We start from the raw sequence: 23640 nt of genomic DNA on the forward strand, positions 1-23640 counted from the left end.
CCGAGCGCGGCGTCAAGCGCTCGCTCGGCGACAAGGAGCGCCGCGGCCATGACCGCGAGCGCGAAGACGATGCCCGCGGCCGCCCGGACGGGCCGCGGACGCACGGCCCGCTCGCTCCCTGCGCCGCCGCTCGCCTTCCTGACGGCGCGGCGCAGCATGCCCGCGCCGAACAACGCCACGGCGCTTAGCGCAGCGACGCCCGCCAGAGCGGCGCCGTCGACGCCGTACGAGGGCACGAGCGCGACGTTAAGCGCTCCCTTCAGAAGCGCGGCGACGAGCAGCAGCACGGCGGGCGCGCGAACGGCGCCCATCGCCTGGAGCGCAGGCGCGGTAACCGCGTTGACGCTGCCGGCCAAGGCGGTGCAGCCGACCAAGGCGAAGGCGGCCGTGCCGGCCGCGTCGGCATACAGCATCACGTTCAGCGGCTCCGCGAGCAGCGCGAGGCCGACCGCCGCCGCCGCGCCGATTCCCCATGCGGCCCGCTCCGATATCGACAGCTGCAGCCGAAGCTGGCCGTATGCCCCGCGCAGGCGCGCAAGCGCAAGGCCGGGGACGAGCGCTGCGGCGGCGGCTCCCGCGACCATGACGACCAGCTGAACGAGCGGCTGCGCCCGGCTGTAGATGCCGAACATCGCCATCGCTTCCGCCTCGGCCAGTCCCCCGCTCTTCAGCAGCCGCGGCACCGTAAAAGCATCCACCACGCCGAGCGCCGGCACGACGACCGCGCCCAGCGCGACGGGAAGCGCGATGGCCGCAAGCCGCTTCATCTCCGCCCGAATCGCTCCCGGCTCGCGGGCAAGCCGTTTCCGGCTGCGCCCGCACCAGGAATAGCCCGCAAGCACGAGCAGCGACGCGCATGCGCCGGCCGCCGAGCCGCTCATGACGCCGGCGGCGATTTCCGCATCCGACCAGCCGGCCGACCAGCCGGCGGCGAGGGCAAGCAGCATGACCGCCACGCGGATCGTCTGCTCGGCCACTTGCGAGCCCGCGGAGAGCGGCATTCTGCCGAGCCCCTGCGCATACCCGCGCAGCGCCGCGACCAGCGGCGCTAGCAGCAGCGCGACCGATACGGCGCGAACGGCGCGCGCCGTCTCCGCATCCCCGATCCAGCGAGCGACATGCCCCGCGCCGGCCCACATCAAGCCGAAGGCCGTAATCCCGGTAAGCCCGAGCAGCAGCATTGCCGCATACAGCGTGCGCCGGACGGCCTCGGGATCGTTTCCGTTCCGAAGCCGTTCGGCGATAAGCAGCGATACCGCCGTCGGCAAGCCGGCCGTCGCCAGCACCGCGGCCAGTTGGTAGAACGGGTAGACGGCGTTATAAATGCCGAATACGCGGTCCCCTGCCAAATTTTGCAGCGGAATTTTTTGAAACACCCCGATGAACTTGGAGAGCAGCGCCGCCCCGGCCATGACCGCGACGCCGCTTGTCCAAAGCCGGCGCGTCCCCCGCCGGAGACGGGGACGCGCATCGGCGATCCTTGCTTCCGCAAGCGTCGTTTCTTCGGCCGCGCCCGCCTCATCCTTCTCCTTTTGCTGCGCCGCTTCCCCATACCGTACGGCATTTCGCTTGTCCTTCATGTTCACCGTCGCTCCCGCCAGTCCATCGATTCGTTGGCTTCCATTATAACTTCGATAAGGATTGGCTGTCACTTCTCGACCTTCACGTGAACGGCCAAAAACATGGATCGAGCGGGTTAAAAACCTGAAAAAAGGCTTCCTCCCCAAAGTGTGCCCTTGGTTAAGGAAGCCTTGTCTTCGAACGACCGTCTCGCCCGGCGAGGATCGCGTCTTCTATGTGTTACTGCTCCATTTGCTTCGCCAGGAAGCCGGCGGCCGTTTCGGCCATCTTCGTTTCCATTTGCGACATTTTGACCGACTCGTCCTTGCTCACCATGACCACCGTGCCGATCGGATCGCCGCCGGCAATGATCGGAGCCGCCACGAACGAGCTGTATGTTTCGCTTGAATCTTTCACAAGCTCGAATGAGCCGCCGTTCATCTCGGACATCGTCTTACGGTTCTCCATGCAGTTTTCCAGAACGGAGCCCACCGCCTTGTCGAGCAGCTCCTTCTTGGAGGCGCCGGCCACCGCGATAATGGTATCCCGATCCGTAATCAACGTAATGTGATTCGTGCTTTCGAACAACGATTCGGCATATTCCTTCGCGAAATCGCCAAGCTCGCCGATAGGAGAATACTTCTTCAAAATGACTTCGCCATCGCGATCCACAAATATTTCTAGAGGGTCCCCCTCGCGAATACGCAGAGTACGGCGGATCTCCTTCGGAATCACCACACGCCCGAGATCATCGATGCGACGTACAATTCCAGTTGCTTTCATTTTCTTGTTGCCCCGCTTTCCTAGAGGATTTTGAATCGACTGGATACTTGCAGCTTGTTTTATAACGAAGAGGAAAGATCCTTCAAGAGATTTTGAATCTGACCATAGTATTCATCCGCTCCCAATTTCTTATGCACGGACCTTGACAACCGCCAAACCGCCCAGCATTGCGATCTATTGGGCAAAACTACCTCCGCTCGCGCATGCCCGTCTGCTCCGGCGGCTCGCCCGGCTGCCGGGGGGCGGAAGCCTTCCTCATGAGCTTCCAGATCTGCTGCGCCGCCTCGCGCACCGTTCTCGGCGTAAGGCCGGCGGCCCCGTCCAGCAGACGGAACGGCCGGGCAAGCCTAGGCAGATGAAGGTCCGCCTGCTCCAGCAGCCGGTCGTCGAACAGCAAGTCCGCGGTACCCGACGCCAGCAGCTCCCCGTCCTTGAGCAGCAGCACCCGATCCGCCCATTCCGCGGCAAAATCGACGTCATGCGTCGCGACGATGATCGTCAGACCGGTCTGATGCAGCGATTCGAGCAAAGCCTGCAGCTCGTCGCGGCTCTTCGGATCCAGAAAGGCCATCGGTTCGTCCAAGATCAGGATGTCCGGCTCCATGGCAAGCACGCCTGCGATCGCCACTCTTCGTTTCTGCCCGTAGCTGAGCTCGAACGGCGAACGGCCGCGATGCTCCAGCATATGGACGGCGCCCAGCGCCCGATCGACGCGCAGAGACGCTTCCTCTTCCGTAAGGCCAAGGTTCCGCGGACCGAAAGCGACGTCCTCGGCCACCGTCGCGGAGAAGATTTGATCGTCCGGATCCTGATAGACGACGCCGATCCGGCTTCTCAGCCGCTTGGCGTCCCTATCGTTCATGGGCTCCCCGCAGACGTACACCTCGCCCCGTTCAGGCTTCTCTATTCCGTTAAGCAGCGCGATGAGCGTCGACTTTCCCGCTCCGTTCGGTCCCATTAATACGACCTTCTCGCCATGCCCGATACGGAAGCTGACGTCGCGCAAGGCGACGGTGCTGCCGTACCGGTAGGCCGCATGCCGCACTTCGACGGACGCGCCCCGCTCATCCTTATCCAGCATTCCCCGAACTCCCTTCTTGCTTGCATGCCCGCCGGATCCCCCGTTCGCCGGCACTCCGTCAAACCCGCCTCTGGCCGTAACGGAACGGTAGATGCGCTCGCTTCGACCGTACGCCCGCAGGAAGAGCACGCCGAGCAGCTCCCCCAATCTCTTGTAAGCTTTCCTGCCATGAATTCCGTTCAGCCTCAGTCCTCTCGAACGCTGCGCCTTCATCATGCTTTGGGCCTCGTCCGCGAGCAAATAAACGTATCTTAGCATGAGGCTGACGATTTCGATCAGGATCGGCGGCATGCCTACCGCGCGCAAGCTCCTGATCAGCATGAACATGGGCGTCGAGGCGATTAAATATGTAATAAGCAAGTTGGCGTTCACGATCTTCAGCAAAATTTCCCCGGCATGCCGTACGCCCTCCGTCGTTGCCGCGAAGCCAAACGCGCGTATCAATGGCTCCCCTTCCGTTTGAAACGGAATGAACACGATCGCGCCGAGGCCAAAGGGTACGATGAGCAGCATCCTCCGGATCACCGCGCGCAGCGCGACGCCTCTCCATAACAGAAAAAACAGCAAGCACCCCGCCGCTCCCCCAAGAACGGCAAGATGCTTCATCGATACGGCCGCGATAAGCAGGCCCAGCACGATGTACAGGCGCCGCTTCGCCGCCTGCCCGGTCGCGTGCTCAATCCGCCGCTCCGGACGACGCGCCCGCTCCATGTCCATGATCGGTCCCACCCGCGCGCTCCCTCCCCTTTCCGGTTAAAGCCCGCAGGACGCCCCATAGCACGGCTAGCATGACGGCCGCTCCGATCACGCCCGCAAGACCGATTCGAAGCGCGGTCCACGGGATGCCGCCCACTTCGTAATCCGGAATCGGCGCCCATTCGTGCACAGCCTCCGCCCGGTGCAGAAACTCGTAATCCTCCGCCACCCGTTCGAGTCCGTCCGGATGCGAGGACGCCCATGGCGACAGCAAGCCGGCCGCGATAAGCGTAATGACGCACAGCACAATCCATCTTCCCTTGCGGGCGGTTAGGCGAACCTCGTTCATCGCGCCGTCGCCTCCTTCGCCAGCGGCACGTTTCTCTCGAGCAAATAACCCGTCACCAAAGCGGTAATGAGGCCCTCGCCGAGCCCGATCAGCATATGCCAGCCCGTCATCGCCTTCAGCGCGGTGCCCAGCTCGAACGTGCCGGACCAGGCAAGCAGCAGCGCGACGCCGGCGGACGCGGCGACGATCGAGAGCCAGGCCGCGACGAAGGTTACGGCGGCGCGTCCCCGTCCGGCGAGCAGCTTGACGCCTGCTTTATAGATGCCGTAGCCGACAAAGCAGCCGATAAATCCCGTGCACAATATATTGGCGCCCAGCACCGTAATGCCCCCGTCCTGGAAGACGAGCGCTTGAATAATGAGGACCGCGGCCATTACGATCGACCCGATCCACGGGCCGAACAAGATCGACGTCAGCGTTCCGCCGAGAAAATGGCCGGATGTCGCTCCCGCAATCGGGAAATTAAGCATCTGCGCGGCAAAGACGAACGATCCGATCAGCGCCACCATCGGCACCTGCTTCGAATCGAGCGCAAGCTTCGTCTTCCTCAGGCTGTAAGCCACGGCAGCGGCTCCGGCGGCGGACGTCGCGATCCATGCTTTCGCATCCAAAAAACCATCGGGGATATGCATGACGGACCAACTCCTAACATTTTATGTTATGTTATTTAACTTCCTCTATTTTCCTACATTATGAGATACCGCATGAATTCCGTCAAGAAAAGAATGAGGAAGAGGATAGAGGGAAGATAAGCTGCCATGAGTGCTGTCGAATAAGGAGGAAGATGCTAGAATTAACTGGAAATATTGGCGATAAAGTCGTAAATCCGATTCTGATGATGCTGCTTTCACGAGCCAAAAAAATGACGGCCCGGGAAGGTTCGATTCACCTTCCGGAGCCGTCAGCCATATCCGTTATGCGATTATCTCTCTTCGGTTGATGGCGGCTTCAGCCTGCCGGCCTTGCCTAAAGCTTCCCGGAGCAAAAATTCAATATGCCCGTTGACGCTGCGGAATTCGTCCGCGGCCCACAGTTCGAGCGCGCGATGGATATCGGGATCCAAACGAAGCGGAAACGCCTTTTTCTCCTTCGCCATATCATTCAGCCTTATCCGTACAGCGTTCCCGCATTAATGACCGGCGTCGCCGCCCGGTCGGATACGATCGCCACCATCAAATTGTTCACCATCGCCGCGCGTCTCTCGTCGTCCAGCGTAATCCCGTTCTCCGCCAGCTGCCGCAGCGCCATCTCCACCATGCCGACCGCGCCTTCGACGACCTTCGTGCGCGCCGATACGATCGCGATCGCCTGCTGCCGCTGAAGCATCGCGCTGGCGATCTCCGGCGCGTACGCCAGATGGGTAAGCCGCGTCTCCAGCACCTTCACGCCGGCTACGCCGAGCCTGCTCTGAAGCTCCTTCATAAGCTCGGAGGCCACCTCGTCGGCATTGCCGCGAAGCGACAGCGCATCGTTATCCGAGAACGAATCGTACGGGTATTGCGCCGCGATATGACGGATGGCCGTCTCGCTTTGGATTTCCACGAACCGCTCGTAATGGTCGACATCGAAGGAGGCTTTGGCCGTGTCCGTCACTTTGAAGACGACGACGGCTCCGATCTCGACCGGATTGCCCTCCGCGTCGTTCACCTTCAACGTCTGGCTGTTGAAGTTGCGAACCTTGAGCGAAATCTTCGATTTGCTCGTCAGCGGCAGCACCATCCATAGCCCGCTCTCGACCACCGTCCCCATATAGGTGCCGAAGAAGGTGACCACCTTCGCTTCGTTCGGCTGCACGATCATGAGGGAGGACATACAGATCATCGCAAACAACACCAATGCGACGCCGAGGACAATGAGCAGCGAAGACGACGCTTCACGGGAGGCCTCCGCAATGATCAGGTAAATCCCTCCGACCGTCGCCGCAATCGCAACGAGCAGCGCCAGATAACCGCTGACGTACCATGCTTTCTTCTCATTCATGCAATCACGCCCCTTCTGTTAAGTTAATATTGTTTTGATATAAAAATGATATCACTTTTTACAAATATAAGCAATAGGCGGCCGAAGAAAAAAGCAGCCCGGCGCGAATCGATCGCGCCGGGCTGCTTATGCTTTATCGCTTCATCGTATATAAATACAAAGAATAATCGGTTTGCGTGCCGCTATGGCCCATCTGCCGCAGCATGGCCGCAATGTTGCCGCGATGATACGTGCCGTGATTCACGACATGCTGAATCAGGTCCGCGTAGCGAGCTTCGAACGCGCCGTAAGCGCACAACCCTTCAAGGTTATGCAGTCCGTCCAAGCATGGCCTGAACCGCTCCGCCAGTTCCCGGAACAGCTCTTGCATTTGCGCGGCGTTCTTGCCCGCCGTCGCGTCCGTCAGCCGCTTGACCGAAGCCTGAAGCCGCTCGATGTATGCAGGCGTCATCTCGGAAACCCCGCCGCTCGCCATAAGATCGAGCCAGCCGCTGTCGATGACGTAAATATGCTCCATCGCCTTATGGATCGTGGAGAACACGCTCTGCACTTCCCGGGTATAGACCTCCTCAGGAAGCTCCTTCAAACGATCAAACACTTTCTCGTTCGCCCAAACATGGTAATCGTACTGCTGCTCCAAATACGCCTTCAATCGGCTTCCCCTCATTTCGTTCGGGGGAATACGCAGGTTAAGGGCAATTATGCGCTAATCCCCTCGCGATTATGGCCCATATAAACTTTGTTCGACATCATGAACGCCTCCCAAACCGTATTGCTTCAATCATACCTCTACTCGCAGCAATCGTCCATGAACCCTATAAAAAATCGCTTGACCCTGACACTGATGTCACGGTTTATACTGAATACGAACCATTCTCATACCTCGGGGGCTTCTTATGAAAATCGGTGAGCTATCGCGCTTGACGGGCGTCAGCATCCGCTCGCTGCGCCATTACGAGAAACAGGGCTTAATAACGCCGCAGCGGCAGCCGAACGGCTACCGCGAATTTACGCCGCTCGCGGTCGAGACGGTCGAGACGATCAAGCTGTACTTGCAGCTTGGTCTAACGACGGAGCAGATTGCCGGCTTCCTTACGTGCGTGCTGCAAAACAAGGAGGCGTTCTGCGCGGAGGTCATGCCGGTCTACCGGCAAAAGCTCGCCGAATCGACAGACGGATTTTGGAGCTGAACCAGATCAAGGCGAACTTGACCGACCGCATGAACGCCCTGTTAAGGGAGAAGGAAACTTTCGAACGATCGGGAGGTGAGTGAAATGGCATTGATGACGGCGGAGAGCGGCACCATGCTGCAATCGTTCACGAACGAAGGCGTCGTCCTCGTCGAATACGGCACGCCGTGGTGCCCGCCCTGCAAGACGCTGCTCGGTGTATTGGAGGAGCTGGACGGGGAGATGAACGGCAAAGCCCGCTTCGTGAAGGTCAATTGCGACGATTTGCCGGATGCGGCCGCGGAGGCCGGCGTGCTCGGCACGCCCACTGTCGTCGTGTACAAGGACGGCGTTCCGATGGATAAGCTGGTCGGATTGCGACCGAAAGCGCAGTACCGGACGGTGCTGGAGCGATATTTATAGGCCGGAATGGTCAAATAGGGGAGCGGCATGCGACGCTCCCCTATTCATCTATGCTTCTTCCGTACCGGCAATCCGCCCGAACCGCGATGAAGTTAGTTGCCGAATAATTTCTCCATAATGCCCGGCCCCGTGATTCGCCCATTCTGAAATGCGGCGACCTTCCATTCCCCGTCCCGCTTCACGACGACGTTCGTATTGATCGACAACCGGCTCTTCGGCGTTTTCTTCTGCCAGCGCATCCGGATGGCGCCGACTCGGTGCACAATGGCCACCTCCGGCGTCAAAAGCTTCAACTCCTGTTCGGCCGTCGTCATTCGCGAATCCTTCAATATGCCTTTAAACAGCTTCTCGTGGACGTCCGCAATTTCTTGCCGTCCCTTTAATCGCTGCCCTTGGAACGTGACGTAATCCGCGTCCTCCGTAAAGCATGAGCGGTAGACGCTCATCTCCTCATGCTTCCCCCAAGCGGCATCCATCCGTTGAAACAATTCCTTAATCGCCTTCGCTTCTTGTTGATCATCCATCATCTTGCACTCCTCCATTTATGAATTGATATAGCGGCATATTCAAACTAACGCCGTTAGATATCGCTCTCAATCTAACGATGTTAGGAAACTAACGTTGTTAGATTACACCGGGCGTGCTATACTTGTCAAGGAAAGGAGGGCATTTTTTTGATGAAGACATCGCACGAATCCCAAAAGAAACCGATCGACCTTTCCGTTATTGTGCAGGCCGCTTTAACGCTTCTCCAAGAAGAGGGGCTCGCGCAGCTGACGATGCGGAAGCTCGCGGCACGGCTGGACATTAAGGGGGCATCCCTCTATTGGCATATCAAGAACAAAAATGAACTGCTGAGCCTGATTGCGGATCGCATATGCAAGGAGATCAAGCCGGCGAACGATCGGGCCGCCTGGGAAGAGGCATTCGTCCTGCTATCCGACCAATTGCGGCAAACGCTGCTCAAGTACCGCGATTCGGCCGTCATTTTGGCGGAAACGCCTCCGGTTACCCCTCATCGCCTCGAATTGATGAAAAATATAAGCGGAATTTTCAAATCGGCAGGGTTCCGGGACAAAGACGTATTCTCGGCGTCATGGATGTTCAACAATTACGTCATCGCCTTTGTGCTGGAGGAATATCGGTTCCGGCAGCTTGCCGGGGACGACCGCGAGCCTCTGTCGGTGAAGGAAGCGGAGCTTCCGTTCGACATTGCGATCCCCGACATGGATACGGAATTTCGGTTCGGCCTGAATGCCTTGATCGAAGGGTTTAGGGGAATAATCGCAAAATACGACGACTAGAAGCGGAAAAAAGAAGTCCCGCCAACCCATATCTACGAAAATAACCCCCCTCCATAGGGAGGGGGGCCGTAATCGGCTGATGCGGCCCGCTGCCAGGCTGATTAACCATTAGGCGGCTAGCCGCGCTCCAGCAACCGAACCATCGCTTCGCAATCGGCATTGGAGTCGCCGCCCGCCATCAGCTTCACCCGACCGGGCTCCACGACTCGCTTCATGTCCCTATTCCATAGGGATAGCTCTTCCCAGGTCAGCCGAAATACGATTTCGCGCCGCTCGCCGGGTTCAAGCCATACCTTGCGGAAGCCTTTCAGCTCCTTGACGCGGGGCGTAACGCTTGCCTCCATGTCTTTAATATACAATTGCGCGACTTCCGCGCCTACCGCTTCTCCGGTATTCTTCAAATCCACCGCAACCTCGAAGTGCCCGCCCGCTTCCAGCTCTTCGATCGCGACCTCAGGCGAAGAAACGCGAAGGTTCGAATATTCGAATGTCGTATAGCTTAGCCCATAGCCGAACGGATACAAGCTGATCGCCCCGCTGTCCGCGTATTTCCGCACGTAGCCGAGCTCCTTCTTGTTGTAATAAACCGGAAGAGTCATCGACGAAGTCGGAATGGTGACGGCAAGCTTGCCGCTCGGATTGACCGTGCCGAACAAAATTTCCCCGATCGCCCGTCCGCCCTCGGGTCCCGGGTACCAGGCCGTAAGCGCAGCCTGACAAAGATCGATCGTATCCGATATCGTATGCGGCCGCCCTTGAATCAGCACGAGGACGATCGGCGTTCCGGTTGCGGCTATTTCGCGGATCAGCTCCGGCTGAACGCCGCCGAGTCTCAAATCCGAGAGATCGACGCCCTCGCCGCAATCCATCTCGTCGGGCTTGCCGTCGGCAACGATCGCCGCTCCGTTGATGTCGAATTGAATATCGAAATGCCGCGCGCTGCTGCCGCCCATGACGAGAACCGCCACATCCGACTGCTTGGCGATTTCAACCGCTTCCGCGAAGCCCTCCCTGGAATCGCCGCGGACGCTGCAGCCTTTGGCATAAGCGACCTCGGAGAGGCCCGCCGCCTCGCGGATGCCTTGCAGAACCGTGGTGCCCGCTCCTTCGCGCTGATTCGACGTATAGTCGCCCAGCTGGTTGTAGATCGCGTCCGCGTTCGGACCGATAACGGCAATCCGCTTCCCCGCATCGCCGCGAAGAGGCAATATTCCTTGTTCGTTTTTGAGCAGCACGACGCACTCTCTCGCCTGCTGCAGGATAAGATCCTTCGTCTTGTCGCTGCCGATCGCCTTGCCGGCCGCTTCCGTATCCGTATAGGGATTCTCGAACAAGCCCAGCTTGAACTTCAGATGCAGAATCCGTCTGACGGCGCGATCAACGTAAGCCTCATCGACCTTCCCTTGCAGGACGGCTTGTTCGAGCGTTCCGAACGCCTTATCCCACAGGCTGAGATCCACGCCGGCAGTCAACGCGAGCGAAGCCGCCGATTCATGGTCCCCCGTCAGCGTAAGCAGCCGGTCAACCGCCGTTCCGTCGGCCATCACGATGCCTTCGAAGCCCCACTCCTCCCGCAGAATGCCGGTCAGAAGCTTGTCATTGGCATGGCAAGGAATGCCGTCGATCTCGTTGTACGCGGCCATGCAGCCAAGCGCCCCGGCCTCCGTCCCGGCTTTCATGGCGGGGAGATGGATTTCCCGCATCTCCCTCTCGCCGATCAAGGCAGGATAAGCGTTAAGGCCGCCCTCGCCCGCTCCTTGTCCGCATAGGTGCTTAAGAACGGCCCCGACCTTATCCGTCCCAAGCGTTCCCGGACCCGCCTCGCCCTGCAAGCCGCGGACCGCCGCCGTCGTGAACCGTTCCGCAAGGTAAGGATCTTCGCCGAAGCATTCCTCGGTTCTTCCCCAGCGGGGATCCCGCGCCAGATCCAGCGTCGAGACGAGTCCAAGATGCGCGCCTCTCGACCGGAGCTCCGCCGCAACCTGCGCATATACTTCTTCCGCAAGCTCGGGGTTCCAGGTGGAGCCGATCCCGATATTCGTCGGCGTTAACGTTCCGTCCAGCGCCTGATGGCCGTGCGGACATTCCTCGGACAACAAGACCGGAATGCCAAGCCGCGTATTCTCGATGACGTATTTCTGAACCTGATTGGCGACCCGTGCGCTGTCCGCAGCCGTTATACCGTTCTCGAACGTCATCTTCGACCACGGATCGGCCCGGAACAGGCCGTAAAGCGCGCCCATTCCGTCGCCGAACGCCACTTCCTCGCGGAAGGCGTCCGTCAGCTCGAAGCCGCCCGTCGTCTTGCGGTGCGCGTCCCACCCGTACATGCGCTGATTAAGCTGGCCAACCTTTTCCTTCAACGTCATTCTGCCGAGCAGGTCTTCCACGCGCTGCTCGACGGGCGCCGTTCGATCTTTGTAAAGCATCATTCCTCTCCACCTTTGCCATCCTTATTTATTTCGTTCCGAGCCACTCCTTGAATTGACGATCGAATTCGGCCACGACTTTGTCTAGTCCAGCGGCTTTCATCTTCTCCAGCGCGGCGGGGAAGGACGTCTCATAACCCAGCAGCCCCAGCTTGATGGGCAAAATGCTCGTATTGAATTCAGCCAGCGTATTCGTATATTCCACGCTTACTTTCGACGCGTCGAAGTTAAAGCCGAGCGTAATGCTGTTAACCGCGTCCTGGCTTTGGTTTGCGCGATATTTCAATATCGTCGGATGCGTGTCGGCCGGCCAGCGATTCATTTCCACATGACCGAGCATCCATGACCTCACCTGATAAGCCGGGGCGCCGTTATCGTCCAGCATCAGATCCTCTCTCAGCCCTTCGCCGACGTCCTTCCAATGAACGCCTTCAACCCCGTACAGCATCAAATCGAAATTCTCCTGGCTGCTGTATACCCAGTTCAAAAACTGAATGGCCGCTTCGGGATGAGGCTACGTCGCGCTTACGCCGTTGGAGTTGCGGACGCCGTACGATCTGAATTTAATCGATTCGTTCAAGAAGTAGCCTTCCAGCATTGCGCCGGGAACTTTTTTGGGCAATTGGTCGTTGACGCCATCGCCCTCGCGGAACAGAAACCGTCCCAGTTGCTCTTCATTATTTACCACTTCCGTCGGGGCTGTCAACACGTCCGCGTTGATCAGCCCCTTCTGATAGGCCTCGCGGAAGAACGCCGCATCCCGTTTGAATTCTTCGCTTTCTATCCAGGAAGAGACTTCTCCTTCCTGATCGGCTCGATCAAAGAATAAGTCACGTTGAGAGCGCCCAAAGCTAAACCAAGCGGCCAACCAAACGCCTGCGCCTCTGCGCGCGGTGCTTGATTGGCCGCTAGCTTCTCCCATCAATGATGAGCGGGACCCCTATACCGTCAAATACTTGCGGATGACCTCGTCATCCAGCGATTCCAAATCGCCTTCCCACGCGACGGCGCCCTTCTCCAGCACGTAGAAATAGTCGCCGACGCTCTTCGCGAAGTCGAGGCTCTGCTCCACGAGCAGAATCGCCGTCTCGCTCTCCGACTTGATCGAACGGATGACGCCCCGGATGTCGTCCACGATCGAAGGCTGAATCCCTTCGCACGGCTCGTCGAGCAGCAGCAGGTCCGGCTTCGCGGCAAGCGCCCTCACGAACGCGAGTTGCTGCTGCTGGCCGCCGCTCAGGTCGCCGCCGCGCCTTCCGTACATCGACCGAAGCGCGGGAAATTTCGCGATCGCCTCCTCCGGCACGGCACGCGCCTTCCCCTTGGCCGCTTCGAGCCCGAGCAGCAAATTTTCGTATACGGACAGCTGGGCGAATATTTCCCTTCCCTGCGGCACGTAGCCGATGCCATTCTTCGCCCGCTCGCCGGGAGCCTTCTTCGTCAAGTCGGCCCCTTTGTAGGACACCGTTCCGCCGCGCGCCTTCAGCAGGCCCATGACGCTCTTCATGAGCGTCGTCTTGCCGACGCCGTTGCGGCCGAGCAGGCATACCGCCTGCCCGGGCTTCACCTTTAGCGTCACGTTCCGCAATATAACGCTTTCCCCATAGCCCGATTCAAGCTGTTGAACGGCTAACATCGGCATCCCGCCTTTTCCCCAAATACACTTCGGCCACCCGGTCGTCCGCCTGCACCTCGTCCATCGACCCTTCCTTCAGCAGCCTGCCTTCATGCATCACGGTCACTTTGCTCGCGAAGCTGCGGACGAACGCCATGTCGTGCTCGACGACAACGACCGAACGCTGGCGCGCGATTTCGCGCAGCAGCTCGCCCGTCTTATCCGTCTCCTTGTCCGTCATGCCCGCCACGGGCTCGTCGAGCAGCAGCACCTCCGGCTCCTGCAGCAGCAGCATGCCGATCTCGAGCCACTGCTTCTCGCCGTGCGACAAGCCCCCGGCGCGCCAGCTCGCCTTGTCCGGCAAGCCGATCATTTGCAGCTGGCCGCCGATCCGGTCGCGGTCCTCGCCTCGCGTCTTCGCGAATAGGGTCGCGAACACGCCGCGCTTCTGGCGCATCGCGATTTCGAGATTTTCCTCCACCGTCATGGACGGGAAAATCGAGGGCGCCTGAAACTTGCGCCCGATGCCGAGCTCGGCGATCTGATGCTCCTTCTTGCGCGTAATGTCGACCTTGCCGCCGAATGTGACCTTGCCGGACGAAGGTCGTACTTTGCCGCAGATGACGTCGAGCATCGTCGTTTTTCCCGCCCCGTTCGGGCCGATCAGAAATCGGAGCTCCCCCTTCAGCAGCTGCAGACTCATCCCCCGCACCGCCTTGAACCCGTCGAATTCGACCGTAACGTCGTCACACTGCAGGATTGCGGACTCCTTCATGCCGCGGTTCCCTCCTTTTTTTGCGCCAATTCAACTGCCCGGCCAGACCGGCGACGCCCTTTGGCATAAACACGACGACGAGCACGAACAGCAGCCCCATGAACAGCGTCCAGCCTTCGGGGTAGGCGGTGCTGAATTCGCTCTTCGCCCAGTTCATCAGAATGGCGCCAAGCGCCGCGCCGATTAACGTGCCGCGTCCGCCGATCGCGACCCACAGCACCATCTCGATCGACGGCACGATGCCGAGCATCGACGGGGAAATAATGCCGACATGCAGGACGAACAACATACCGGCAATTCCGGCTATGGCCGCCGAAATCGTGAAGGCGACCATCTGATAGATCGCCGGGTCGTAGCCGATGAACCGGACGCGGTTCTCGCCGTCCCGAATCGCCCGCAGCACTTTGCCGAAGCGGCTTCCGGTCAGAAAGCGGCACAAGACGAAGATGCTAATAAGCGCCGCAGCCGTAATCCAGTACAGCGCCCGCTTCGTGTCCGGAGAGCCGAGGGAGAAGCCTAGCAGCGCGGAATACCCGGTAATGCCGTTCGTGCCGCCCGTGTACGCCTGTTGGCCGATCAGCAGCGTCGTCGTAATAATGACGAGAGCCTGCGTCAAAATCGTAAAATATACGCCGCGGATCCGGTTGCGGAACGTAAAATAGCCCAGAACGAGCGCCAGAACGGCCGGAATCGCGATCCCGGCCGCAACCGCGAACCCGAAGCTTTCGAATGGCCGCCAGAAGAGCGGAAGCTCCTTCAGTCCGCTCCAGCCCATGAAATCCGGCGGCTTGCCGCCGCTTGCCTCAAGCTTCAGGTACATCGCCATCGCATAGGCGCCGAGTCCGAAGAAAATGCCGTGCCCGAGACTGAGAATGCCCGTGTAGCCCCAGATCAGATCAAGCCCCAGCGCGACGATCGCGAATGCGAGAAACTTCGCCAGCAAATTCAGGCGAAAATCGCCGACGAAGAGCGGCGCGGAGAACAACGCCGCCGCGGCCGCCGCGTAGCCGGCAAGAATCCATAGCCGCCGAGGCGCCAACTTCTTAAGCTGCATGCGTATGCCACCTCTTCCGTTAGGTGATGAGCCTTGATCGGCCTAGTCCAAAGATCGCGTCCGCATCGCGACGAGCCCCATCGGCTTCCATTGCAGGAAGGCGACGATGCAGACGAACACGAGCACCTTGCCGAGCGACGCGTTGGTCCAATATTCAAACAGCGTATTGAACATGCCGATCCCCGTCGCGCCAAGCACGGTGCCTGCGAGCTTGCCGACGCCGCCGAGCACGACGACCATGAACGCGTCCACGATATAATAGGTGCCGAGCGAAGGACCGATCGGCCCCATCAGCGTAAGCGCGCAGCCCGCGATGCCGGCGATGCCCGAGCCGATGGCGAACGTCATCGCGTCCACGCGGCGCGTCGATACGCCGAGGCAAGCGGCCATGTCGCGGTTTTGCATGACCGCACGCATCCGCCTGCCTTCGTGACTGCGGTAAATATATAGATACATGGCCAGCAAGCAGACGACGACGAGCGCGATGATGAACAGCCTCTTGTAGGGCAGAAGGGTGCCGTCCATGATGCGCAGCCCTCCGTCCAGCCAGGCCGGACTTTTGACGGCCACGTTCGGCGCCCCGAAGATCGACCGCGCCGCCTGCTGCAGCACAAGGCCGACGCCCCACGTCGCGAGCAGGCTGTCGAGCGGCCGTCCGTATAAGAAACGAATGAGCGACATTTCCATGACGAGTCCGAAGACGAAGGCGATCCCGAAGCTGACCGGAATCGCAAGGGCGAAGTACCAATCGAACAGCTGCGCCGGCAAATAATCGTTAAACAAATTTTGCGTCAAGTAGGTGGAATACGCACCGATCATGATCAGCTCGCCATGGGCCATATTGATAACCTTCATCAGGCCGAACGTGATCGCCAGCCCCAAAGCGACGAGCAGCAGGATCGAGCTGATGCTGAGCCCGTTGAACAGCTGCAGTAAATAGACATCCATGTGAGTCGCTCCCCTCGCAAGCCGTTATGAACGCGGAGGGAGCATCTGGCGCTGCCGAATACTCCCTTTCGACCTTTCGATACTGCCGGAATTCGCGGCCCGCCAATGCCCGATTTATTCGGTCGGCTGAATGCTTGCCGCCCAATCGTAGCCCTTCAAGTACGGATCGGGCTTTACCGCTTCGCCCGAATTCCACAGCTCCTTGAATTGGCCGTCGGCCTGCACTTCGCCGATCCGCACCGTTTTGTACAGATGCTGCGTCTCGCCGTCGATCTTCACTTTGCCCTCCGGAGCTTCCCACTCCAGCTCCTTCGCCGCTTCCTTTACCTTCTCCACGTCCGTAGAACCCGCTTTCTCGACCGCCGCGGCCCACAGATAGACGGCCGTATAGCCCGCTTCGATCGGATCGGCCGTCACGCGGTCGTCGCCGTATTTCTTTTTGTAGTTGTCAACGAACGTCTTATTCGTCGGCGTATCCGTCGTTTGGTAGTAGTTCCAAGCCGCCAGATGGCCTTCCAGCACGTCGACGCCGATGCCGCGGATCTCTTCCTCGGCCACCGATACCGACAGCGTCGTCATGTCCGCGGCCGTAATGCCCGCATCCTTCAGCTGCTTGAAGAACGCGACGTTGCTGTCGCCGTTCAGCGTGTTGTAGACGATATCCGGCTTCGCTTCCTTGATCTTGCTGATGATCGTGCTGTAGTCCGTGTGGCCGAGCGGCGTGTACTCTTCGCCGACCAGCTCGCCGCCCTCGGCCTTCAGCTGCTCTTTGATGATCAGGTTCGCCGTGCGCGGGAATACGTAATCCGAGCCGAGCAAATAGAACTTCTTGCCCCGGTTCTCAAGCAGCCACGTCACGGACGGCACGATTTGCTGGTTCGTCGTCGCCCCGGTGTAGAAAATATTCGGGGATGCTTCCAGCCCTTCGTACTGGACCGGATACCAGAGCAGCCCGTTCAGCTCCTCGAATACCGGCTTCATCGCCTTCCGGCTCGCGGACGTCCAGCCGCCGAACACGGTCGCGACCTTATCCTCGGAAATAAGCTTGCGCGCCTTCTCCGCGAACGTCGGCCAGTCGGATGCGCCGTCCTCCAGCACGGGGACGATCGGTTTGCCAAGCACGCCTCCCGCCGCGTTGATTTCTTCGATCGCCATAAGCTCCGCGTCGATAACCGATACTTCGCTGATCGCCATCGTTCCGCTCTGCGAATGAAGGATCCCTACTTTAATTCCCTCCTCCGCAGGTGCCCCCGTATTTGCCGAATCGGCCGGTGCGTTCGTCGCTTCGTTCGTCGACGCCGGCTCGTCGTTTCCGCATCCCGCGAGCACCAGACCTACCGCAACCAATAACAAGGAAAATTGATAAAACAACCGTTTTCTCATCTCTCCACTCCCCAGTCCCTTTGTTTTTTCTCTAGTATCCGAACGATCTCATGGAATCATCTCCCATCGTTCGCGACTATATTATAGAGCGACGGTTTCTTTTATGTCAATATAGTTAACACCAAAATATCGAATGTCCCAAAAAATGATCAGAACTTCCTATAAACCGATCATATTTCCGTTTTTGTGTAATATAATATTACGTTAATATGACGCAAAAGTATAAAAAAAGACCCTTCAGCCACTTGTTGTGGTTAAAGGGTCTTGTTTATCCGCTTATTCCGCCGCCGGCTCTTCGGTCGCAGGCGTATCCGTTGCGGTCGATTCTTCGCCCGCAGGAGCGTCGCTCGTCGCCGGCGCATCGCTTGATGCCGGAGCGTCGCTTGCCGGCGTCTCCTCTTCCGTCTTCGGAAGCTTGATCTCGATTTCCTGCTTCGGCAGCTCGTCCGTCATGAACTTGTCCATGTACACATAGGCGGCCGCGCTCTTCACCGCTTCCTTGTCGTCTTCGGACAATTTGTCGAATTCAGGGGAATCGCGTTTCTCGACTTGAATGACATGGTAGCCGTATTCGGTCTCGACCGGATCGCCGATCGCGCCGATTTCTTGCTTGTAGGCCGCTTCCTTGAACGCCTCTACCCAGGAACCGGCTTTCTGGTCGGCATACTGGCCGCCCTTCTCCTTGGAGCCCGGATCGTCGGAATATTCCTTGGCCAGCTCGTTCCAGTCGCCGCCGGCCTCAAGCTTCGCCTTCGCTTCCTTCGCGCGCGCAAGAGCTTCTTCCGGCTTGCGAAGCTCCTTCTGCTCCTGGGTCGTCGGATCCGTCTCCGTCGTCGCCACCAGAATATGACGCAGCGTAACCGTCGCATAGTCCGCCCGATTCTCGTCGAATTCTTTCTTCATGTCTTCTTCGGTCACCTTGGCATTCATATGCTCGACAACCGTCGACGTCATCAGCATGTACGACTCCATGTCCTTGTCCTTCACCTTTTTGGCGTCGACGGCCGCTTTCAGTTCCGAATTGGTCTTCAGCGTATCCTTGTACTGCTTCATCTGCTCCTTAACGGCCTCTTCGGCTTTCTTCTTCGTTTCCTCGGAAGCCTGGCTGCCAATGATTTTGTAGGAAATATACTGCTGAAGCACCTGCTCCTTGAACTGCGGAATTTCGAGAATTTGTTCGTAGCCCGGCTGCAAAATATTGAACACGGCCAAGTACTTGTCAAACTCCTTGTCCGTCACGTTGCCGCCCTTATAGGTGGCGATTTCCGTCGCTTTCGCGCCGCATGCCGCCATCGTCATGACGACCAGCACTGCCACGATAAGCAGCGCGCCCTTGCGCCATGCCGATTTGCGTGTTCCGTGTAACATGTTGAATCCCCTTTCAAATGATGAACTTGATTGTATTGTAGCAGAAAAGGGACGCCCAAAGCGAATAAGCCCTAGGAGGTCGCGTTCTGCAGCTCGTTCTGGACCGGAAGCGCATCCTTGTACGCCTGCAGAAACTGCTCCAGCATATGAACCTTCTGTTCCATATTCAGCCCCTTGCCGCGCAGCAGCACGCTCGGGTTCGGCTCCTGGTCGCTGCCCTGCTTGAACCGGTTCTCCAGCTTCAGGCACAGCTGGTCGACCTTCTTCCGGTTGATCCGGCGCTTCTCCCCTGCCGCGAACCGCAGGGTGACGTCGTCGCCCTTGCCGCTAATCTGCTCGATGCCGTACATGGCGCCGTATACTTTCAGCCTCGCGACGGCAAGCAGGTTGCTGACCGCCTGCGGCAAATCGCCGAACCGGTCCACGAGCTCGTCGATCACGTCGTCGTTTTCTTCGAACGCGCGAATGGCGGCCACTTTTTTGTAAATTTCGATCTTCTGAATGCTGTCGTAAATGTAATCGGAAGGCAAGTACGCGTCGATGCTCAGGTCGATGACGGTGCTGACCGCCTTCTCCTCCTTCACCTCTTCGCCGCTCATCTCCGCCTTCCTCTTCGCGATCTCGTCGGCCAGCATCTGCGAATACATGTCGAAGCCGACCGAAGCGATAAAGCCGTGCTGCTCCGCGCCAAGCAGGTTGCCCGCTCCGCGGATGGACAAGTCGCGCATCGCGATTTTGAAGCCGGAGCCCAGCTCCGTGAACTCCTTGATCGACTGCAGCCGCTTCTCGGCCACCTCCGTCAATACTTTGTCGCGCTGATACGTGAAGTAAGCGTAAGCGATCCGGTTGGAGCGGCCTACGCGCCCGCGAAGCTGATAGAGCTGGGAGAGGCCCATTTTGTCGGCGTCGTGCACGATCAGCGTATTGACGTTCGGAATATCGACGCCCGTCTCGATGATGCTTGTGCTGACCAGCACGTCGGATTCGCCGTCGAGGAAGTCGAGAATGGTCTTCTCGAGCTCCTGCTCGGTCATTTGCCCGTGGCCGACGGCCACTCTAGCATCGGGCACCAGCGCGTTGATTTGCTCCGCCATTTGATAGATGCCCTGCACGCGATTATATAAGTAATAGACTTGACCGCCGCGGGCAAGCTCTCTCTCGATCGCCTCGCGCACGAGCGACGGGCTGTATTCGACGACGTAGGTTTGCACCGGGAACCGGTTCTCCGGCGGCGTCTCGATGACCGACAGGTCGCGAACGCCGAGCATCGACATATGCAGCGTGCGCGGAATCGGCGTCGCTGTCAGCGTGAGCACGTCCACGTTCGTCTTCAGCTTCTTCAGCTTCTCCTTGTGCGACACGCCGAACCGCTGCTCCTCGTCCACAATGAGCAGGCCAAGCGACTTGAAAATAATGTCCTGCGACAGCAGGCGGTGCGTCCCGATCACGACGTCGACCGTACCGTTCTTCAGGCCTTTCATCGTCTCGTTCTGTTCCTTGCGCGAACGGAAGCGGCTCAGCACCTGCACGTTGATCGGATAACCCGCGAACCGTTCGCGGAACGTCTCGTAGTGCTGCTGCGCCAATATCGTCGTCGGCACGAGCACCGCCACCTGCTTGCTGTCCATCGCCGCCTTGAAGGCCGCGCGGACGGCCACTTCGGTTTTGCCATAGCCGACGTCGCCGCACAGGAGCCGGTCCATCGGGCGATTCTGCTCCATGTCCTTCTTGATCTCTTCGATCGCCCTCAGCTGGTCGCGCGTCTCGTCGTACGGGAACATCGCCTCGAATTCGTTCTGATAGGACGTGTCCTTGCCGAACGCATAGCCCGGCGCCGCCTGACGCTCGGCGTACAGCTTGATCAGGTCGTCGGCGATATCCTGGACGGATGCTCTCGCCTTGCTCTTCGCCCTTGTCCATTCGCTGCCGCCGAGCTTGTTGATCTTCGGCTCCCGCTCCTCCGACCCGACGTACTTCTGGATCATGTCGACCTGCTCGATCGGAACGGACAGCTTGTCGCCGCCGGCGTACAGGATATGCAAATAATCCTTATGAATGCCGCCGATCTCCAGCGTGCCGATGCCTACGTACTTGCCGATGCCGTGGTTTTGGTGCACGACGTAGTCGCCGACCTTCAGCTCCGTATAGCTCTTGATGCGCTCGGCGTTTTCGATCTTTTTGCCGACGTTTCGCGCCTTCCGCTGCTTCTGCGTGAACATCTCGCCTTCCGTAATGACGACGAGATGCGAGGAAGGCAGCTCGAAGCCGGATTGCAGGTTGCCTTCGATCAGCATCGGCACTTCGATGCTGTAGTCGTCCAGCACGCGGCGCATCCGATCCATCCGCTCCGCGTTGCCGGCCAGCATCATGACCGTGGCGCCCATCTTGCGCCAACGCTCCATCTCGGCCTTCAGCACGTTCATCTGGCCATGGAAGTTTTGCATCGAGCGGCTCGTCATGTTCAGGATATTCTGCGGCTGCGAATGCGGAATTTGCCGTAGGAACAGAGACAGGAACAGCGTCGGGAACGGACGGTGGTGCAAAATTTCATCCGTATCGCGCGCGAGCGCGAGGCCCGGCAGCGACTTGCCGTTCTGCAGCAGGTGCAGCGCCCATTCCGCTTCGTCCCGTTCCAACTGCCTGGCCGTTTCTATCAAACGCGTCGGCTCGTCTAGTATCAACAGAGTATCGGACGGCATGTAATCGATAATCGTCTGCCGCTCCGGGTATAATAGCGAAATATATTTATAGATTTCCGGAAAATAAACATGCTCGCGGAGCTTCTCCAGCTCCCCGCCGATCTCGCCGCGCAGCCTCTCCTTCGCGGTGCGGTCCGTCATCTTGTCCAGCTGCTTCTCCAGCAGCTGCTGCCCATGGTTCGCCGCCCTCTCCATCCGCTCCCCGTCCGCCAGCATCTCCTGGCACGGAGGCACGATGAAGGAGTCGAAGCGGTCGGACGAGCGCTGATCGGCCGGGTCGAAGGCGCGAATCGAGTCGACGTCGTCGCCGAACCATTCGATCCGGTACGCCTGCGACGCCGTCAGCGGATAGAAGTCGACGATGCCGCCCCGCACGCTCATTTCCCCCCGCAGCTCCACGCGGTCCGCCCGCGTATAACCGAGCGCCGTCATTTGGCGCAGAAAAGCGTCGATCGGCAGCGAATCGCCCACGTTAACGGCGATTTGCGCTTCCGCCATGACGCTGCCGATCGGCAGGAAGCGACGCACGCCCGAGAACGGAACGACAACAATCCCGCGATAGCCTTTGGACAGCTTGATCAGCACGTCCATTCGCTGCGCCAGCGTCTCGGGGCTCGAGATCGCCGCTTCCGCAGCTACCAGCTCGTTCGCGGGATATAATAATACGTCCTCCGTAGAGAGACATTCCTGCAAGTCCTCCGCGATCTTCTGCGCGGAGAACATGTTATGCGTCACGACGAGCATCGGACGCTCGGCGTTCTCCCGAAGCGCGGCGATCAGCACCTGCCTGGAGGATCCGGCCAGCCCGGATATCATCTGCTCGCGCATGCCCTTGTGAATGCCGGACAAGACGGACTGGACGTCCGCGTCCGCGGCAAACGCTTTAATTAACGCTTTCAACGTAAAGTGCACCCCGTTTCTATACGCAAGTGGGAGCTTTCGCTTGGGAAGCTCCCGGTACATTGAAAAGAAGCCTCAGCCGTCCGCTAAGGCTCGCAATATGAACTTTCCGTCATTGTAGCGGATTAGCCACCAGGTGCAGCTCGGGATTCGCGTCCATCGCCTCGCGGCAATAATCGCAAACCACCTTCACCGTTACGTCGCCGTTTTGGTCATACGCTATTATATCGCTGCGTTCTTCAGGGGTCAAGAAATGGAAGCCGAGCTGCTGCTCGGACAGGTTCGACCCGCTGAGGGACCCGATTGACGTTTTGCAATGCCGACAAATGTAATTTACAGCCATATGTATGCCTCCCGAAGAGTCGTTATACCCTTCAGTATGCCCGTAATATCGCAATCTAACAGATTATCGGTTGAACTTTGCCATCGTCTCCTCGAACGGCGCCTTCAGCCGGTATTCGATCGCGTCGCAAGCCGCGTCGATCATGGACGCCAATTGCTCGTGCTGGCTCTTCGGGAACGCGGACAGCACGTAATCCGCGATGTTCATCCCCGGTTGAGGCCGCGAGATCCCCATCCGGACCCGGTCGAACGTCTGCGTGCCGAGATGCGAAATAAGCGACTTGATGCCGTTATGGCCGCCGGCGCTGCCTTGGTAGCGGAGCCGCAGCTTGCCGATCTCGGTGTCAAGGTCGTCGTAGACGACGACGCCATCCTCAAGGTTCGCCTTGAAATAATCGAGAAAAGCTCTGACCGACTCCCCCGACAAATTCATATAAGTCATCGGCTTGATCAGGACGACCTTCGTGCCCTGCACGTTGCCCTCTCCGATCAGCGCCTTGCATTTGCTTTGCGTCACGTTGATGCCCCACCGCCGCGCAAGCTCGTCGATTACCATGAACCCGACGTTATGCCGCGTTCCCTGATAGGCGGTTCCGGGGTTGCCCAGTCCTGCAATCCATCTCATTGCTTCGTTCCACTCCTTTACGGACAAATGTATCATAATCTTCCCCGGGCGTAAACGTCCCGCCTCGATGCAGATCGAGTAGGCCTATGCGCAAGCGCATAGGCCTCTCACAGATCCGGACGTGCGGGTCGTCGCATCCGGCTCCTCCATGATTATC

General features: G+C 59.0%; 24 protein-coding genes. 3 read left to right on the forward strand and 21 right to left on the reverse strand.

All coding sequences use genetic code 11. The annotated features are described in order from the left end of the window. The 8 genes from IDH41_RS30170 to IDH41_RS30205 all read right to left on the reverse strand — a co-directional run. Positions 1-1580, reverse strand: a 1580-nt coding sequence (locus IDH41_RS30170) for an oligosaccharide flippase family protein (protein ID WP_190867897.1), incomplete at its 3' end; no start/stop codon positions are given. A 220-nt stretch (positions 1581-1800) separates the two neighbouring features. Next, positions 1801-2343, reverse strand: coding sequence for a stage V sporulation protein T (gene spoVT, locus IDH41_RS30175; protein ID WP_190867898.1), 543 nt, complete (start codon positions 2341-2343; stop codon positions 1801-1803). A gap of 187 nt (positions 2344-2530) precedes the next feature. Next, positions 2531-4153: a cobalt ECF transporter T component CbiQ gene (gene cbiQ, locus IDH41_RS30180; protein WP_190867899.1), complete on the reverse strand. Its 1623-nt coding sequence runs from the start codon at positions 4151-4153 to the stop codon at positions 2531-2533. Continuing rightward, positions 4101-4469, reverse strand: a complete 369-nt coding sequence (locus tag IDH41_RS30185) for a PDGLE domain-containing protein (RefSeq protein ID WP_190867900.1) — start codon at positions 4467-4469, stop codon at positions 4101-4103. The genes cbiQ and IDH41_RS30185 overlap by 53 nt, the downstream gene beginning before the upstream one ends. Then, positions 4466-5101: an energy-coupling factor ABC transporter permease gene (locus IDH41_RS30190; RefSeq protein ID WP_190867901.1), complete on the reverse strand. Its 636-nt coding sequence runs from the start codon at positions 5099-5101 to the stop codon at positions 4466-4468. Before IDH41_RS30190 ends, IDH41_RS30185 begins: the two co-directional genes overlap by 4 nt. Positions 5102-5391: 290 nt before the next feature. Continuing rightward, positions 5392-5565, reverse strand: a complete 174-nt coding sequence (locus IDH41_RS30195) for a toxin-antitoxin system HicB family antitoxin (RefSeq protein ID WP_190867902.1) — start codon at positions 5563-5565, stop codon at positions 5392-5394. An 11-nt stretch (positions 5566-5576) separates the two neighbouring features. After that, positions 5577-6449: an SPFH domain-containing protein gene (locus tag IDH41_RS30200; RefSeq protein ID WP_190867903.1), complete on the reverse strand. Its 873-nt coding sequence runs from the start codon at positions 6447-6449 to the stop codon at positions 5577-5579. A 133-nt stretch (positions 6450-6582) separates the two neighbouring features. Next, the gene (locus IDH41_RS30205; protein ID WP_190867904.1) at positions 6583-7101 is read right to left on the reverse strand and encodes a DinB family protein; all 519 of its coding nucleotides are present in this window, start codon (positions 7099-7101) and stop codon (positions 6583-6585) included. A gap of 244 nt (positions 7102-7345) precedes the next feature. Between IDH41_RS30205 and IDH41_RS30210 the strand changes: the two genes are divergently transcribed. Both IDH41_RS30210 and IDH41_RS30215 read left to right on the forward strand, forming a co-directional pair. After that, positions 7346-7639 carry a MerR family transcriptional regulator gene (locus IDH41_RS30210; protein ID WP_317890848.1) on the forward strand — a complete coding sequence of 98 codons (294 nt, stop codon included), beginning with the start codon at positions 7346-7348 and terminating at the stop codon, positions 7637-7639. A gap of 84 nt (positions 7640-7723) precedes the next feature. Continuing rightward, positions 7724-8041 carry a thioredoxin family protein gene (locus IDH41_RS30215; protein ID WP_190867905.1) on the forward strand — a complete coding sequence of 106 codons (318 nt, stop codon included), beginning with the start codon at positions 7724-7726 and terminating at the stop codon, positions 8039-8041. 92 nt (positions 8042-8133) lie between these two features. On the opposite strand, the gene IDH41_RS30220 is transcribed toward IDH41_RS30215, so the two are convergent. Then, complete coding sequence (locus IDH41_RS30220; RefSeq protein ID WP_223830196.1) at positions 8134-8565, reverse strand: SgcJ/EcaC family oxidoreductase; 432 nt, start codon at positions 8563-8565, stop codon at positions 8134-8136. A gap of 153 nt (positions 8566-8718) precedes the next feature. Between IDH41_RS30220 and IDH41_RS30225 the strand changes: the two genes are divergently transcribed. Continuing rightward, positions 8719-9345 carry a TetR/AcrR family transcriptional regulator C-terminal domain-containing protein gene (locus tag IDH41_RS30225; RefSeq protein WP_223830199.1) on the forward strand — a complete coding sequence of 209 codons (627 nt, stop codon included), beginning with the start codon at positions 8719-8721 and terminating at the stop codon, positions 9343-9345. A gap of 116 nt (positions 9346-9461) precedes the next feature. Here IDH41_RS30225 and IDH41_RS30230 read toward each other — a convergent pair whose 3' ends face one another. The 12 genes from IDH41_RS30230 to pth form a co-directional block, all read right to left on the reverse strand. Then, the gene (locus IDH41_RS30230; protein WP_190867911.1) at positions 9462-11777 is read right to left on the reverse strand and encodes a glycoside hydrolase family 3 N-terminal domain-containing protein; all 2316 of its coding nucleotides are present in this window, start codon (positions 11775-11777) and stop codon (positions 9462-9464) included. Positions 11778-11802: 25 nt separating this feature from the next. Further along, positions 11803-12222 (reverse strand): DUF3502 domain-containing protein, encoded by a 420-nt coding sequence (locus tag IDH41_RS30235; protein ID WP_223830200.1) that lies wholly within the window; start codon positions 12220-12222, stop codon positions 11803-11805. A gap of 66 nt (positions 12223-12288) precedes the next feature. After that, a complete protein-coding gene (locus IDH41_RS30240) occupies positions 12289-12642 on the reverse strand; it encodes a hypothetical protein (protein ID WP_190867914.1) in 354 nt (117 codons plus the stop codon). A 72-nt stretch (positions 12643-12714) separates the two neighbouring features. Next, positions 12715-13410 carry an urea ABC transporter ATP-binding subunit UrtE gene (gene urtE, locus IDH41_RS30245; protein ID WP_190867916.1) on the reverse strand — a complete coding sequence of 232 codons (696 nt, stop codon included), beginning with the start codon at positions 13408-13410 and terminating at the stop codon, positions 12715-12717. Next, a complete protein-coding gene (urtD, locus tag IDH41_RS30250; RefSeq protein ID WP_190867919.1) occupies positions 13388-14164 on the reverse strand; it encodes an urea ABC transporter ATP-binding protein UrtD in 777 nt (258 codons plus the stop codon). The genes urtE and urtD overlap by 23 nt, the downstream gene beginning before the upstream one ends. Then, complete coding sequence (gene urtC, locus IDH41_RS30255) at positions 14136-15218, reverse strand: urea ABC transporter permease subunit UrtC (RefSeq protein ID WP_190867921.1); 1083 nt, start codon at positions 15216-15218, stop codon at positions 14136-14138. The genes urtD and urtC overlap by 29 nt, the downstream gene beginning before the upstream one ends. A 42-nt stretch (positions 15219-15260) precedes the next feature. Then, a complete protein-coding gene (urtB, locus tag IDH41_RS30260) occupies positions 15261-16166 on the reverse strand; it encodes an urea ABC transporter permease subunit UrtB (RefSeq protein WP_190867923.1) in 906 nt (301 codons plus the stop codon). A 114-nt stretch (positions 16167-16280) separates the two neighbouring features. Beyond that, a complete protein-coding gene (gene urtA, locus IDH41_RS30265; RefSeq protein ID WP_190867925.1) occupies positions 16281-17549 on the reverse strand; it encodes an urea ABC transporter substrate-binding protein in 1269 nt (422 codons plus the stop codon). Positions 17550-17825: 276 nt separating this feature from the next. Further along, positions 17826-18917, reverse strand: a complete 1092-nt coding sequence (locus tag IDH41_RS30270) for a peptidylprolyl isomerase (protein ID WP_190867927.1) — start codon at positions 18915-18917, stop codon at positions 17826-17828. 71 nt (positions 18918-18988) lie between these two features. Then, positions 18989-22516, reverse strand: a complete 3528-nt coding sequence (gene mfd / locus IDH41_RS30275; protein WP_223830197.1) for a transcription-repair coupling factor — start codon at positions 22514-22516, stop codon at positions 18989-18991. A gap of 112 nt (positions 22517-22628) precedes the next feature. Continuing rightward, entirely contained in the window at positions 22629-22859 is a 231-nt protein-coding gene (locus tag IDH41_RS30280; protein WP_190867930.1) for an anti-sigma-F factor Fin family protein, read from the reverse strand. 63 nt (positions 22860-22922) lie between these two features. After that, on the reverse strand, positions 22923-23483 hold the full coding sequence (pth, locus tag IDH41_RS30285) for an aminoacyl-tRNA hydrolase (RefSeq protein WP_190867932.1): 561 nt from the start codon (positions 23481-23483) through the stop codon (positions 22923-22925). Positions 23484-23640 lie beyond the last annotated feature (157 nt).

Origin of the sequence: Paenibacillus arenilitoris (assembly GCF_014705655.1) — a bacterium.
Classification (GTDB): Bacteria; Bacillota; Bacilli; order Paenibacillales; family Paenibacillaceae; genus Pristimantibacillus; species Pristimantibacillus arenilitoris.

Coding starts and splice junctions, on each gene's coding strand:
- urtD (WP_190867919.1), bottom strand. CDS start 14,164: ATGAAGGAGTCCGCAATCCTGCAGTGTGACGACGTTACGGTCGAATTC.
- spoVT (WP_190867898.1), bottom strand. CDS start 2,343: ATGAAAGCAACTGGAATTGTACGTCGCATCGATGATCTCGGGCGTGTG.
- urtA (WP_190867925.1), bottom strand. CDS start 17,549: ATGAGAAAACGGTTGTTTTATCAATTTTCCTTGTTATTGGTTGCGGTA.
- IDH41_RS30195 (WP_190867902.1), bottom strand. CDS start 5,565: ATGGCGAAGGAGAAAAAGGCGTTTCCGCTTCGTTTGGATCCCGATATC.
- IDH41_RS30215 (WP_190867905.1), top strand. CDS start 7,724: ATGGCATTGATGACGGCGGAGAGCGGCACCATGCTGCAATCGTTCACG.
- IDH41_RS30210 (WP_317890848.1), top strand. CDS start 7,346: ATGAAAATCGGTGAGCTATCGCGCTTGACGGGCGTCAGCATCCGCTCG.
- urtE (WP_190867916.1), bottom strand. CDS start 13,410: ATGTTAGCCGTTCAACAGCTTGAATCGGGCTATGGGGAAAGCGTTATA.
- IDH41_RS30280 (WP_190867930.1), bottom strand. CDS start 22,859: ATGGCTGTAAATTACATTTGTCGGCATTGCAAAACGTCAATCGGGTCC.
- IDH41_RS30185 (WP_190867900.1), bottom strand. CDS start 4,469: ATGAACGAGGTTCGCCTAACCGCCCGCAAGGGAAGATGGATTGTGCTG.
- IDH41_RS30270 (WP_190867927.1), bottom strand. CDS start 18,917: ATGTTACACGGAACACGCAAATCGGCATGGCGCAAGGGCGCGCTGCTT.
- IDH41_RS30220 (WP_223830196.1), bottom strand. CDS start 8,565: ATGGATGATCAACAAGAAGCGAAGGCGATTAAGGAATTGTTTCAACGG.
- IDH41_RS30200 (WP_190867903.1), bottom strand. CDS start 6,449: ATGAATGAGAAGAAAGCATGGTACGTCAGCGGTTATCTGGCGCTGCTC.
- urtB (WP_190867923.1), bottom strand. CDS start 16,166: ATGGATGTCTATTTACTGCAGCTGTTCAACGGGCTCAGCATCAGCTCG.
- pth (WP_190867932.1), bottom strand. CDS start 23,483: ATGAGATGGATTGCAGGACTGGGCAACCCCGGAACCGCCTATCAGGGA.
- IDH41_RS30190 (WP_190867901.1), bottom strand. CDS start 5,101: ATGCATATCCCCGATGGTTTTTTGGATGCGAAAGCATGGATCGCGACG.
- IDH41_RS30230 (WP_190867911.1), bottom strand. CDS start 11,777: ATGATGCTTTACAAAGATCGAACGGCGCCCGTCGAGCAGCGCGTGGAA.
- urtC (WP_190867921.1), bottom strand. CDS start 15,218: ATGCAGCTTAAGAAGTTGGCGCCTCGGCGGCTATGGATTCTTGCCGGC.
- IDH41_RS30225 (WP_223830199.1), top strand. CDS start 8,719: ATGAAGACATCGCACGAATCCCAAAAGAAACCGATCGACCTTTCCGTT.
- IDH41_RS30235 (WP_223830200.1), bottom strand. CDS start 12,222: ATGCTGTACGGGGTTGAAGGCGTTCATTGGAAGGACGTCGGCGAAGGG.